Annotated in this window: 12 protein-coding genes; 7 read left to right on the top strand and 5 right to left on the bottom strand. The window is 68.3% G+C overall.

Features of this window, described 5'->3' with window-relative positions:
* Positions 1-98: 98 nt before the first annotated feature.
* Both QF030_RS00535 and QF030_RS00530 read right to left on the bottom strand, forming a co-directional pair.
* Complete coding sequence (locus tag QF030_RS00535; protein ID WP_307160664.1) at positions 99-698, bottom strand: GNAT family N-acetyltransferase; 600 nt, start codon at positions 696-698, stop codon at positions 99-101.
* The gene (locus QF030_RS00530; protein WP_307160663.1) at positions 695-2,014 is read right to left on the bottom strand and encodes a hypothetical protein; all 1,320 of its coding nucleotides are present in this window, start codon (positions 2,012-2,014) and stop codon (positions 695-697) included. The genes QF030_RS00535 and QF030_RS00530 overlap by 4 nt, the downstream gene beginning before the upstream one ends.
* A gap of 419 nt (positions 2,015-2,433) precedes the next feature.
* Between QF030_RS00530 and tgmA the strand changes: the two genes are divergently transcribed.
* From tgmA to QF030_RS00510, 4 genes are read left to right on the top strand one after another with little or no spacing between them, the layout of a single operon-like run.
* Positions 2,434-2,727 carry a putative ATP-grasp-modified RiPP gene (gene tgmA / locus QF030_RS00525; RefSeq protein WP_307160662.1) on the top strand — a complete coding sequence of 98 codons (294 nt, stop codon included), beginning with the start codon at positions 2,434-2,436 and terminating at the stop codon, positions 2,725-2,727.
* The gene (gene tgmB / locus QF030_RS00520; protein ID WP_307160661.1) at positions 2,724-3,671 is read left to right on the top strand and encodes an ATP-grasp ribosomal peptide maturase; all 948 of its coding nucleotides are present in this window, start codon (positions 2,724-2,726) and stop codon (positions 3,669-3,671) included. Before tgmA ends, tgmB begins: the two co-directional genes overlap by 4 nt.
* A complete protein-coding gene (gene tgmC / locus QF030_RS00515) occupies positions 3,668-4,795 on the top strand; it encodes an ATP-grasp peptide maturase system methyltransferase (RefSeq protein ID WP_307160660.1) in 1,128 nt (375 codons plus the stop codon). The genes tgmB and tgmC overlap by 4 nt, the downstream gene beginning before the upstream one ends.
* 55 nt (positions 4,796-4,850) lie before the next feature.
* Positions 4,851-5,561, top strand: a complete 711-nt coding sequence (locus QF030_RS00510; protein WP_373428706.1) for a class I SAM-dependent methyltransferase — start codon at positions 4,851-4,853, stop codon at positions 5,559-5,561.
* A 393-nt stretch (positions 5,562-5,954) separates the two neighbouring features.
* On the opposite strand, the gene QF030_RS40375 is transcribed toward QF030_RS00510, so the two are convergent.
* Complete coding sequence (locus QF030_RS40375) at positions 5,955-6,161, bottom strand: hypothetical protein (RefSeq protein WP_373428705.1); 207 nt, start codon at positions 6,159-6,161, stop codon at positions 5,955-5,957.
* An 859-nt stretch (positions 6,162-7,020) separates the two neighbouring features.
* Here QF030_RS40375 and QF030_RS00500 point away from each other — a divergent pair.
* The 3 genes from QF030_RS00500 to QF030_RS00490 are packed head-to-tail and all read left to right on the top strand — an operon-like array spanning position 7,021 to position 10,240.
* Positions 7,021-7,383 (top strand): hypothetical protein, encoded by a 363-nt coding sequence (locus QF030_RS00500; RefSeq protein ID WP_307160658.1) that lies wholly within the window; start codon positions 7,021-7,023, stop codon positions 7,381-7,383.
* Positions 7,384-7,392: 9 nt separating this feature from the next.
* Entirely contained in the window at positions 7,393-8,208 is an 816-nt protein-coding gene (locus tag QF030_RS00495; RefSeq protein WP_307160657.1) for a hypothetical protein, read from the top strand.
* A gap of 4 nt (positions 8,209-8,212) precedes the next feature.
* Positions 8,213-10,240 (top strand): hypothetical protein, encoded by a 2,028-nt coding sequence (locus QF030_RS00490; protein WP_307160656.1) that lies wholly within the window; start codon positions 8,213-8,215, stop codon positions 10,238-10,240.
* A 782-nt stretch (positions 10,241-11,022) separates the two neighbouring features.
* Here QF030_RS00490 and QF030_RS00485 read toward each other — a convergent pair.
* Together QF030_RS00485 and QF030_RS00480 are read right to left on the bottom strand one after the other, a co-directional pair.
* The gene (locus tag QF030_RS00485; RefSeq protein WP_307160655.1) at positions 11,023-12,027 is read right to left on the bottom strand and encodes a hypothetical protein; all 1,005 of its coding nucleotides are present in this window, start codon (positions 12,025-12,027) and stop codon (positions 11,023-11,025) included.
* Positions 12,024-12,380, bottom strand: a complete 357-nt coding sequence (locus tag QF030_RS00480) for a nucleotide pyrophosphohydrolase (RefSeq protein ID WP_307160654.1) — start codon at positions 12,378-12,380, stop codon at positions 12,024-12,026. The genes QF030_RS00485 and QF030_RS00480 overlap by 4 nt, the downstream gene beginning before the upstream one ends.
* Between the last annotated feature and the right edge of the window lie 212 nt (positions 12,381-12,592).

Raw genomic sequence — 12,592 nt, 5'->3', positions numbered from 1 at the left:
GGGACCCTGGGCTGGGACCCGCGCTGTCTGTGCTTGGCAACACGCTGCAGAAGGAGTCCGCTCTTCTACCCCTTGCCCCGGGCAACTCCCAAGCCACATCAGCGCCTTGGTTCCGGCAAACCCTCAGCAGATTCAACCCGGAGGAGCAGAAGGTCATAGACCGGCCCGTCGGCTTCGTTGCGGTACGGGCCGGCGTACCGGTAGCCGAGCCTGTCGTACAGCGAGCGCCCACTGGCGTTGTCGGGACGTACCAGCAGAGAGGACCACTCCGGGTTGATCGATGTGACGAGTGCGGCGTGTAGACGGGTACCGATGCCCCGGCCCTGCCAGGCTGCGGTGACCGCAAGCTCGCACAGCCCCATCAGACGACCGGCGCGGACAGGTTCAGGGATCTGGGGCAGCAGTTCGCTGCCGAACCAGTACTCCGGCGTGCAGGGAAAGGCGTACCCGAAGCCGACCATGGCGCCGTGCGCGTACGCCGCGACCAGTGTGAATCCCTCCCTGTGGTGGTGGACATGTCCGAGGACCTGACGGCGCAGCGCGGGTACGGACAGGCCGTCAGTGGCGGCGCCAGGGGTGTCCACGATCTCGGGGTGGGCGTCGGCCCAGAGGTCGGCGACCGTGTCGATCAGCGGTGCGACCTGGCCGGGTCCGTACGTGCGGATCACGACGTCTGTGTGGGTGCTGGGGGTGCTCACGCCCGTCCTCCTGCGGTGGCGGTGATGGTGCGGTACTCCTCGACCCAGTCTGCGACCGCAGGGACGCGGTTGTGCCGCTGGAGTGCACCCGCAACATTGTGAAGCGCTTGCAATAGCCGGTCGGAGCGCACTTCGGGGAGAAATTCCAAGACCTTGCCTGCGGCCTCGGCGGCGGCCTCCGGCTCGGGCCTGCCCCTCACGGCATGTTGGATGGCTACGTCGGCGGTGTACAGAGCAGAATTCCTCGCAAATGTCCCCCCGTGTAGCATGACTGCCTGCTCGGCCCCGGCCGCGGCGCGTTCGTGCTGTCCGAGATCAGCCCGGGCCAGGGACTCCAACCCGGCGAGTTCGCCGGGTGCGAAGAAGCCCAGCCATGCCGGGTCTGCATCGCTGGGCCCCTGGGCATACAGACGATGGGACTTCACGATCGCCCGATCCGTCGCGCTGGCGTCACCAGCGAGTGCCCAGCCTCCGGCCTCACGCATGTGGAACAGGGACAACAGCCGGGCGGAACCGATGTGGCGGGCGACAGTCTGCGCACCCTGCGCGGCGGCGACCGCCTCACGCGGCCGTCCCTGGGCCTTGGCCAGCAGGCTCAGGCAGCCGAATGCATGGCTCTCCAGTTCCGGGTCATCGGCGATCCGCGCGGCCGCGAGTGCCTCGCCGTATAGCGAGTGAGCATCACCCGGGCGGCCGGAGTCGTACGACAACCATCCGGCGGCGATCGACAGAGCGCCGACCGCCGAGCGGAGTTTCCGCTCGGTCTTCCCCGTGTACGTTCCGGTCTGTAACCACTGGTAAGCGGTGTGCAGGGCCCGTGAGGCGGCCTGCCGCAGCATCGCCGAACCGTGGTCGTGGTCCTGCTCGTACAGCATGGACACGGCCCGGGTAACGGCGCGTACGTGGGTGGCGCCGATCTTTCCCGGATACGTGTCGTCAGCGCCGAACGGTAGCCCGAGGGCGACGCCCGCGCCGTCGAGCAGGAAGTCACGCCGCTCCACCGGATCACTCTCCTCCCGTGGCACGGTCACGGTATCCACCGTGGCTGCAGAGGGCGCCGGGCTGGTACGAAAACCCAGTTGTGCCATGCTGCGGCCGGTCATCTGGGTAAGGATCCGCCGGTAGACGGCGCGAGGACAGTCGACCTCCCCGTCTTCCCAGGCTGCCACTAATCGGGTCTGGCACCCGACGTGCTCGCCCAGCTCCTCGCCAGCCTTGCGGACCGCCGAGGCGAACTCCATTCGGCTCATCTGGAAGTCCAGCTCGCGCACCTGACGCAGCACGGTATTGGGGAGCGCTCTGCGAGGTTCGGTCATGCCGGGCTCCGGAGTCCGCGAAGCGGAAGGGTGCGGCAACGGTACCGCGCTCCTTCTCATTTCATGCCCGGCCTAGGCTAACGCTCACTTGCCTGGACCGACTTACATCGTTCTTGCATTGCTCTGGCGTCGAATCCACCGGGGTACAGGTGCTTGGGTGGTAAGTGACATGACGCCTAATCAGGGATCTAGGAGGTGCGGCCGTAGCAGATGCTGCGAGCAGCGCGAGGCGATGGTCCGAACGTCGGGCCACCAACAAAAGGCCAGTTCATCCGCCAGACATAACACAGGGGCAGGCCCCTCCCAACGCTCCGGCAGCGCGGCCCGCTCACCTGTCTGGCACTGCGTACCGTGCGGAGCCGCCTCCACCTCTAGCATCGAGACCTTTACGTGCCCGTGCCACACACATAGGAGACGCGATGTTTGTGCATTCAGACCGTCTGCCCACAAGCGTAGCCATCCCGCAGGGCATCAACACCCCCAAGCCGTGGGGCATCAGCCGCATGGCGCCGTACCCGACATCGGCTCCCGAATACGCACAGGCAGAGCTGAACCCGGTCACCCAGACCGCCATATTCTTCGACGGCTCAGGCCGGGCGATGGAGATGCCCGGCCACGGCACCAGCACTGGCACCAGTCCGGCCACGGGAACCAGCCCCGACGGCAACGGCTCCACTCAAGACAGCGACACAGGCAGCGACAACGACCAATGAGCGATCAGCGTCCAGTGCTGGTCGTCACCAGCCTTTATGACCCCACAGCCGACGTGGTGATCAACGAGCTCCACGACCGGGATGTCCCAGTCATGCGGTTCGACTCGGGAGACTTCCCCGCATCGCTGTCGGTGGAGGCAGAGATCACTCAAAACGGCATCCAGGGACGCATCAGCACCCCGACGCGCAGTGCCGAGCTGGCCCACGTCCGCGCGCTCTACTACCGTCGCCCAACCGGCTTCGCCTTCCCTCACCTCGAAGATCAGGATGCGCGGTTCGCTATCACACAAGCCCGATACGGCCTCGGCGGTGTGATCGCCTCGCTCCCTGACTGCCTGTATGTGAACCACCCTCACCGCATTGGCGACGCTGAATTCAAACCGGCCGGCCTCGCCGCTGCGGTGCAGGTCGGCCTCCAGGTTCCGCCTACTCTCGTCACCTCCCAACCTGAGGCTGCCAGGACCTTCATCGAGCGCCACGGACCGGTGATCTACAAGCCCTTGCACAATCCCGCCTATCACGTCGACGACGTCTCCTGCACGGTCGAGATTGCCGAGGCGGCTGCCGGAGACATCGACGACCGGGTGTCTGGCACCGCCCACCTTTTCCAACAGCGCGTACCAAAGACAGCGGACGTCCGCGTGACAGCGATCGGACCTCACACCTTCAGCGTCCGGATCGACTCGGATCTGTTGGACTGGCGCACCGACTACAGCCACCTGACCTACACCCCCGTATCCGCCCCCGAGCAGATCGAGATCGCACTTCACGACTACCTCGACCACTTCGGACTGCTCTTCGGCGCATTCGACTTCGCTCTCGACGCCGAAGGCCAATGGTGGTTCCTGGAATGCAACCCCTCCGGCCAGTGGTACTGGCTACAGAACGAGACCGGACTGCCCATGTGCGCAGCCCTGACCGATCTACTGGAAAGGAAATCGTGAGCGACTACGAACCACTCCTGCGGCGGCTCATCGACGCCGTGACGGCCGTCGGATCTCTGCGCACGGACCCGTGGAAGAAGGCCGCTGAGGCCGTGCCCAGGCACGAGTTCCTGCGCACTGGCTTCTTCCGCGCAGTGCCCCACACGTCGCCCACCGCCTGGGCCCCGGTACTTCAGGATCAGGATGGCTGGCTCTCCGCCTGTTACGCCGACGAATCTTTGGTCACACAGATCGCTGGCACGATCAGACCAGCCAATATCCACGGCGAGATCATGCGCGAACCCACCAGCTCCAGCACGCTCCCCTCGCTGGTACTGCGCATGCTGGAGGACCTCCTCGTAGAGCCGGACATGAACGTGCTGGAGATCGGGACCGGAACCGGCTACTCCACCGCCGTGCTCTGCGCGCGCCTGGGCGATGACCACGTCAGCTCGATCGAATACGACGAGGGGGTCGCCCAGCAAGCTCGAGACGCTCTCAGCCGACTCGGCACCTTTCCCACTCTGCTGACTGGCGACGGTCTTGCTGGCCACGAGCACGGCGCACCCTACGACCGGATCATCGCCACCTGCGCTGTACACACCGTGCCCGCGACTTGGCTCGAACAGACCCAGCCCGGCGGGCACATCCTGACGACCATCGGCGGCTGGCTCAACGCATCCGAACTGGTCCGCCTAACCGTCCACGAAGACGGCACTGCATCTGGGCCAGTACTGAGCGGACAGGTCAGCTTCATGCTCGCCCGCCCCCACCTGCCGCCGCCCATCGGGCTGCTCCCCGACCTCAGTGCCGGCAACGAACGCGAAGCCCTCATTGGGGCCGACGTCCTCACCGACTGGACCAGCCGCTTTGTCGCACAGTTCGCCGCGCCCCAGGCACAGCACATGCAACTGCGGCAGGGCGAGCAAGACGAGGACGTCCTGATCGATGCCATGACCGGATCGTGGGCCGCGCTCTACGAAGAGAATGGTCGCTGGATCGTCCGGCAGGGCGGTCCTCAACCCCCCTGGGACGCCATCGAGGACCATCTGGGCCGCTGGCATGCCGCCGGAACTCCGACGGTTCAAAAGGCCGCAGTCCGGGTTACCGCGCAATCCCAGAGCATCCACTGGGGGCATGCATGATCATTCCGGGTGGGATTCGACTGAACCTGCTCCGCGATCGACGGTGCCCGCCAGGATGGGCCGGGTGACTCGCACCGCAGACCTCTGGCACCACTACGGCCGCATCCGGCACACCACCGACCGTGCCGTGCCCGGCGAATTCCACTGGAGCTGGGGCCAGGACAGCGGCCCCGGAGCGGAACTCCTCGGCGACCTCGACGGCCGGTGTGTAGGCGATCTCGGAGCTGGGGCGGCCCGGCAGGCGTCCCACCTGGCTGTCCACCACCACCCCGCCGGCATCGTCGCCGTCGATGCCTCGCCCGCTCAGCACGCCATGGCCTGCGACCTGTACGGCCATCTCGCCCCGCGGCTGCGACTGGCCCTTTGTGACGTGCCCGCCCACCTCAGGGCCAGCACCGACACCTACGACGTGCTCTACAGCGTCTTCGGCGCCGTCGACTTCACCGAGCCGCGCGAGTTGCTGCCCGCAGCGGCGAGCGCGCTACGCCCGGGTGGACGGCTGGTTTTTTCCACCCTCGCCCATCACCTCGGCGGCACGCCCGCCCACCCGTACGTGCAGCACACCGAGATCGGCGGGAAGACACCGGACGGCACGGCGGCCGTCATACGCCGCTGGGTGCTCCGGGAACACGTGTGGACCAAGCTCCTCGACGAGGCCGGGTTCACCCGGATCACTACCGAGGTTCTGCCCGGCGGACCGGGGCCGCGCGCCGCCGACACGCTCCTGGTGACGGCGTATCGCACGCAGGAACCGCACACCGTCTGACGACGGCGTGCGAACGGTTTGGTTTCCCGGCCTGTCTTGAACACTCTGAACTGGCCCCGCCGAACTGGCCTTACCGGGGCGCGTGTGCGGCAATTCCTCCGGCTGAAGTGGCGCCGACTGCCCGTCTGTTCCGGCCCGGCTTGGCTGGGATGGCTCTGCGCGTCTCCACCCGGCCGGATCCGCTCACACGGAGAGGGCGTCCGCTCGCGCGGAGAGGACCGCCGGATCGCGGTCGCGGTCACGATCCGCCGCGGAACACCTCTGCTCGCGCGGAGAGGACGGTCGGTGCGGTAGCAGCGTGCACGATAAAACGGGACACCTCCGCGCGCGGGAGAGGGGCACCGGCGAGCACCGGCAGACGGCAGTTGGTGGTGGGCGGCTTGAGCAGGCCGGTCAGCTCTTCCAGCCGGACCCAGTTGTGCGGGGCGGCTGGCAATGCCGCAGGTTCCAGCGGCGCTCGAAACGCCTGGAGTTGGGCGAGCCGGGCCTGGCGCGGCCCTCGGTGTTCGAGGCGCACGTCACGAGCAACTGGACCCGGACCAGGTGGTCGTCGTCGGCGAGCTTGCCCAGTGCCTCGGCCGGCTCGACCCGGCGGGGCACGGTGGCATGACCAGCCGCCGTCCGCCCCCCGTGGCAGGCTTGTCGCTGAGGAGCTGCTGCAGCTGCCAGCCCAGGGAGTCCTCGATGCCGCTGGCGTCCTGCCGCAGCCAGCGCGCGGCCCGCTGGGCCTCCCGGCGCTCGGGCCGGCGCGCGGTTACCCATCAGCTGCAGGCGGCGCGCCCGCAGCGCCCACTTGGGGGCGCGCTGGATGTCGAGCCGTATCTCGGCCAGGTTCGCCGAGCTCGGCGCGCAGTTCGGCCACGGCATCGACGAGCGGCTGCAGCGGGTCGGGAGTGAGGGGCACCTCGCGCAAGGGCGCGGTGGGCTTGCCACGCAGGATGAACTCGGCCCGTACGGTGTGCTTAGCTGGCTCGTCGACGATCGGCCTGGCCCGGCTGACGGTGACGTCCGGTCCGAACGGGGTGATGGATCAGCAGCCGCTGGGCGTCGGCCGGGCCTTCTGTGCGGTAGCGCAGCGGGCTGGAGCCGTCAGCGCGCAGCCGGATCTGCACCGACTTCGCCCGGCGGGGCGCCCACCAGGGCATGGCTGTGGAGGCGCGGGCGAGCTGGACGCCGCGGCGGAAGATCTCCTACAGGCTCAGAGAAAAGTGCATCGACCATGGCGAGCACGAGCAGAGCGCAGGCGATCGTGGATCGCCTCCGCCCGCGATGGCCGAGCTGCTGCTCCACCGCTACAACCGGGCGCTCGGCGCCCAGCCTGTCCCGGAACTCGCCAAAGTGTCGGCATAGAACCGCCGGGTCGCGGGAAGATTCCCGTAACTCCTGCACGCACATGCCCCGTTGTGGCACGTTACTCATGGTCCGTCAGGAGAGTGACGGCGGGGGAGGCAAGGTTTCCATGGGCGGTTTCACCAACACCGAACTGGTGGTCATCGGCATCATCGTGGTCGTCGTACTGGGTCTGGTCGTCTTCGGCCTGCGGCGCGGCACGCTGAAGAGCGCCAGCGTGCGAGGCATGGGCGTGACGGCCGGTGTCGAGGGCCACGAGGAGTCCAAGCCCCTGAAGGGGCAGACGATGCAGACCGACGGCCTCAGGACCAAGAAGTCCTCCATACGGATGGTGAAGTCGGCGAGGACGTCGTTCAAGAGGACCCGTTTGGACGAGAGCGTCATCGAGATCCTGCCGGACGACGGCTCCCCGTTGCCCCGCCCCACCGATCCGCCCCCGCCCGCGCGGACAGCCGGTGAGGACGGCCGCTAGGACCATCCGGTGGAGCGAGACGAACATCGGCACATCGACCGTGCCGAGCAGCTTCGGAGTGCGCGGAGCGTCACCGAGCGGGACCCCCGGGCGGACCGCGAACGCCAGGCGATGTTCTTCGAGGGGCCGGAGTACATCGGGAAGTCGTCCCTGCTGTTCGAGATCTACCAGCGGCACCGGGCGGACAGCGCGTACTACGTCGACCTGGCGGACATCCCTGAGGAGGAGGGCGTCCTGGAGCTACTGGCCACGCTGGCCCAGTGGCAGGGCGTCGAAGCGCCGAGCTACCGGACCGCACGGGACCGGTTCGCGGAGCAGTCCAGGTCGACTCAGGCCGACTTCCGCAACGTATGGGCACGGCACACCACCATCCAGCTGCTCTCCGAGAGCAAGGACCGCGCGAGGGAGACCGCTTCGCTGAGCGACGCCTTGCTCGACAACCTGATCGAGGGCGCGCGCCGACCGGTGATCTGTCTCGACAGCTTCGACGTCTGCGCCCAGCCGATGCGCAACTGGCTCGGCCGGTCGCTGCTGCCCGCTCTGCTCTCCCGGAGGCAGGTCAGCGTGTTCGTGGCCGGCCGACAACTGCCCAGGCTGCCAAGGGCTTTCACCGCCGATGCCGTGCACACGCTGGTACTGCCGCCGTTCGACGTGACGGCCGTTCAGGAGTGGATCGAGGAACTCGGGCTGGCCTACCTCCGGGACCAGGCCGTGGCGATCCACCGGCGTCACGGCGGTGTGCCCGGGCTGCTCGACGAGTTCTTCAGGCAGCACATCGAGAAGCGCGGGCCCGCCCGCGACGACCAGGACAGCAGGGACAGCTGACGCCATGACCCAGGAACCCGTCGCCCAGGAGGCCCTGGCTCGCTTCGCCCGGCTGCCGACCGACGAGGCACGACTGATCGAGGCGCTGGTCGTGCACCGGTGGTTCGACCCGGACGTGGTGGCGTACACCGCGGCCGATCTGGGAGTGGAGGTGGCGCCGGAGCGGGTGACCAGATCCCCGTTCGTCGCCCTCGACCGGGTACGGTTCGGCCTGCCCGGCGGCGAGTCCCGCCATCGGGTCAGGCCCGTCCTTGCGACGGCGCTGCACGCGCGCATGCGGGACGAGCGGCCGACGGTGTACCGCCAGGCACACCGGATCGCGGCGGACTACTTCCACCAGCGCCTCGACCCCCTGCGCACCGACCGGCTCACCTGGTACGTCCACGAGATAAGGCACCTGACGGCCTGCCGTCCGGAACAGGCGACGGAACGGCTCGCGGCCTTCGCGCACGACGCCCTGATCGCCGGGTACGCCGAGGCCGCGGGCCGTGCCGCCGCCGAACTGAAGGCCGCGTCCGCAGAGCCCGACGGCCGGCGGCTGGCCGGGATAGTCCAGGTCGTCGCGGAGATCCTGAGCGGGCCCTCCCAAGTCGAGCACTCCACCATCGCTGTGCTGGACGATCACCTCGCCCGCTACACCACGCCCTCCGACCCGGCGGCCGTCCGTCTCGTGCTGCTCGCCCGTGATCTGGTCGTCTACTACACGGAGCGGCCGGCTCCGGTTACCCCGCTGACCGCGCTGGTGGTTCCCGACGCCACGGCGGTGGTTGATCCGCGCGGTGTGCCGGTACTGGGCGGCGAGCTGCGGCTGCTGGAGGACGTCACCCGGCCGTCCAGGATCATCACGTCCCGCACCCAGCGTGTGTCGCTGGAGTCCAGCACCCTCGCCCATCACCAGATCATGACCAAACTGGCCACCGAGGACCGGCCCGGGCGGACGATGGTCCTCGCGGACCTGCTGCCGCCCGGACGCGGGGACCGACTCGACGCGCTGCGGCTGAGTGAGAGCGGCGGCCGGCCGGTGGGCGTGCTTGGAGCGAACGCGACGACGCGCGCGCTCGCTCAGGGAGTCCACCGGCTGCTGGGCCCGGGCGAGGACCCGGCCGGGCGATCCTCGCGCGCCGAGGTGTCCCGGCGGCTGGGCGCCCTCGGCTGGCACAGCGGCACCGACGAGCTCAACGACCTGCTGCTGCGCGCCCGGCAGTCGGACGACGTCGACGACTTCCTGCAACGGCGCATCGCCGACGTGATGCGTTACACGCCGGTCGTGGCCGTACTCGACGTCTACCCGGGGCTGCCCTCTGAGGTGACCTACAACTACCCGGAGAGCTGCACCACCCGGCGGATCAGCTGGGGACGGGTCGTGGTCTCGCTCACCCTCACCCTGCCCTGGGAGGTGCGCAACCGGCTGGAGTTCGTCACTCCGTCCGGGCTGGTGGCCGCCGGAGCGGAGGGCCGGTCGGAGTCGGAACTCGTCCCGGTGCACCGCGAAGGGGAGTCCTCCGCCGTGCAGCGTTTCGACGTCCGTGCGGCCCGTCCGGAGGACGGCGGCGAGGACGACGGCATGGTGCGTATCGAGGTCGACCTGGGCTACCGGCTACCGGACCATGAGTTCCGGGACGTACGCATCACCGCGGCCCTCGGTATCCTCGCCGCCGCGTTCGCCCTGTTCCTGACGCTCGCCAGCACCCAGCTGCTGTCCGTGATCGGCACCATCCTCGCCTCGCTCGGCGTGCTGGTGGACGTCACCCGGGACCGCACCCACCCCGACGACCACGAGCCCCTGCACGTCCACGCCGGTAAACGGCTCCGCCGGGTCCGGCAGGTCAACGCGGCCCTGGCAATCACCGCCGTCACCGTGCCCAACGCCCAGAACCTCCTCGGAGGCCTGATCGCCTCCGGGGTGGCGCTCCTGTTCTCCCTGTTTACCCTCGTCGCCGTGATGGCCACGGCGAGAGCCGCCCGCCGCCCCCTCCCCCCGCCCGGACGCGCCGCCCTGCCGGGCCGCCGGCCCGTCGGCCCGATGGCCTGATGGCCTTGGTGCGGGCACCCGATTGTCACTCTCGCCGTGGTGGCTTCCTGTCCGCGTGCTCCTCATCTCCGGCGCCGGGACTACTGGACCAGCACCGCCAACGCTTCCCGGTCCCCGGCGCCGGCATCCACGTCTATCCGTGTCATCTCGGCAACTCCCGTTCGCACGCCCTGCGGTACAGCCCTGATGCGGCACCGCGCCTACGGCTGAGCGCACCAGCCGGCCCCGACTGCACCACCGACCACCCGGGCCCGACCACGGTCGCGGTGCGACAACACCGCCCCCGACCCCGCTCACAACCGGGCCGACAACCCCACCCACAACAGTACCCATCCGCGGTAGCCCCGGGCATCATCGATGCAGGTCACCGCGGTATCGCGGGCTTTGTCGGCAGCCCGACATCCCCCCTGCACACCCCCCCCGCCCAACCCAGGACAGGATGGAAAAAGGGAACAAGGGACGGGCGGGGCGGTGGGCGGCCGGGGAGTGGCGCGGCCTGAGTAGGTGATGCGCGTCGGCGGCGGCCTCCGCGCAACCTGCTGGGCACAGGTCCCACCACGGCTCCGAGCAGCTCACATACGGGCGCGCCGTATCTGAGCAGCCGAGGCCGTCGGCCATCAGGCCCAGCACCGGCTACAAGCCCCTGCCGTCCGTCGTCGTACCGCGGTCCCCGTCTGCACGCCGTGTTCCGCAGTAGCCGAACAGCGTTGCCGAGCCGTCGCAGCCACAGGGGCCCGGCCGGATGGGGTGGTTCACGGCGAACAGGCGTCAGCTGCTGCCCCTCACAGCGGCGGTGCGGATTTGAACGTGTGCGTGCGGTGCCACAGGTAGTACGGTTCCCGAGTCGGCGTCCACCAGCTGACGATGCGCCCCGCCAACTTCTCCTGGATGTACGCCTCGACCTCGGGTATCTCGGCGGCCAGCCGGCTTACCTGGACGCTGCCTTCAGGCGTGACGGCGACGTAGCCGTGTTCGTACACCGCGTCGCATCCCAGGGTGCAGGCGAGCATGGCGATGTTGGCCAGGTCGCGCTTCTCGTCGTCGCTGCACATCGCGCGCTTCTTGATGTGCGCGGCAATCAGGAAGGAGCCCGGCAGGCTACGTCCGCACAAGGCGCACTGGCCCGTCGAGCCCTGCAGCAGACGCCTCTTCAGCGCGGCCTGCTCGCCCCGCTGGGCGCGCTGGACCGTGCGCTCCAGGTCCCCGTCGAAGGCCGCCACGGCGGCCTCCTCCTCGGCTGTATCGACCGGTTCGAGGGCCGCCGTTGAGGCATCAAGTGTCAGCAGGGTCTCGAGTGTTTCACTCTCCTCCTCGCTGAGGACGGAGATCCCCATGATGTTGCGGTTGGGGTTCCAGCCGAGCAGGGTGCGGATCTCCTCGATGGCAATGTCGAAGCCGCGGGTGCCGGAGAGGGCGTACATGTACTCCCAGGTACTGCCGGCGTGGTCCGTGCCCCACAGGCGTGTGGCGAGTTCCTTGTTGCGCCACATCAGGGCGATGGTGCCGCCGAAGTAGGCACGCTTGTCACCGGTGAAGAAGACCCAGCTGCCGGGGCGCATCTTGTTGATTCGGGAGACGTTGACGTTCTTCTTGCCCGGCACGACGCCCCACATCTGGGCTTCGCCACCGGGGAAGAGCTGCTTGAGCTCGTCGATGGTCGATGCGTCGAGGATGTCGGCGTGGTCGTCGAAGACCACGGGCTTGATGATGGTGTCCTGGTAGTGCTGGTCGACGTCCTTCTCCGACCGGCGGGCCGGCTGCATCACGATCCGCATGACGTGGATCATCCCCCCAACTGTGTGTACTTGTCAGCCTTACCCCGGGCCAGATGCACCGGGTACTTGTGACGATTCTTCTCGATCTTCTCAGCCAGAGCATGCTCGAGGTCGATGTTGAGGACGTCCGCGAGCCTGAGCAGATAGGCCAGGACATCCGCCAACTCCTCGCGCACCTGCACCGCACGCTCGTCGTCCTGCATCACGTGGGCGGACTCTTCCGGTGTCAGCCACTGGAAGATCTCCACCAGCTCCCCGCTCTCACCGGCCAACGCCATCACCAGATTCTTCGGCGTGTGGAACTGCTCCCACTCGCGTTCGACGGCGAATTGGGCCAGTGCCCGCTGCAGGGAGATCAGTGTCATGGCACCAGCTGTATCAGATGGCACCGACATTGATGCTGATACTCGGGTTCCGGTGGTCGTGACCCGGGCACTGACTGACGCCCTGCTGGACTGTCTTCGCGTTGTTCTGTCCGGCCGCCGGGATCTGTTCTCATGGCCCCGGCCGGGCGGAACATGACCTGATAGGAGCTTGGTCAGAAGCCCCTTCAATGTCCTGTCTGCGCCACCCGGCC

Origin of the sequence: Streptomyces rishiriensis, assembly GCF_030815485.1 — a bacterium.
GTDB classification, from domain to species: Bacteria; Actinomycetota; Actinomycetes; order Streptomycetales; family Streptomycetaceae; genus Streptomyces; species Streptomyces rishiriensis_A.
Note: the sequence above shows the minus strand (reverse complement) of the source record. Positions and strands in the feature narration are given on the sequence as shown.

Coding starts and splice junctions, on each gene's coding strand:
- QF030_RS00480 (WP_307160654.1), bottom strand. CDS start 12,380: ATGACACTGATCTCCCTGCAGCGGGCACTGGCCCAATTCGCCGTCGAA.
- tgmA (WP_307160662.1), top strand. CDS start 2,434: ATGTTTGTGCATTCAGACCGTCTGCCCACAAGCGTAGCCATCCCGCAG.
- tgmB (WP_307160661.1), top strand. CDS start 2,724: ATGAGCGATCAGCGTCCAGTGCTGGTCGTCACCAGCCTTTATGACCCC.
- QF030_RS00500 (WP_307160658.1), top strand. CDS start 7,021: ATGGGCGGTTTCACCAACACCGAACTGGTGGTCATCGGCATCATCGTG.
- QF030_RS00490 (WP_307160656.1), top strand. CDS start 8,213: ATGACCCAGGAACCCGTCGCCCAGGAGGCCCTGGCTCGCTTCGCCCGG.
- QF030_RS00510 (WP_373428706.1), top strand. CDS start 4,851: ATGGGCCGGGTGACTCGCACCGCAGACCTCTGGCACCACTACGGCCGC.
- QF030_RS00530 (WP_307160663.1), bottom strand. CDS start 2,014: ATGACCGAACCTCGCAGAGCGCTCCCCAATACCGTGCTGCGTCAGGTG.
- QF030_RS00485 (WP_307160655.1), bottom strand. CDS start 12,027: ATGATCCACGTCATGCGGATCGTGATGCAGCCGGCCCGCCGGTCGGAG.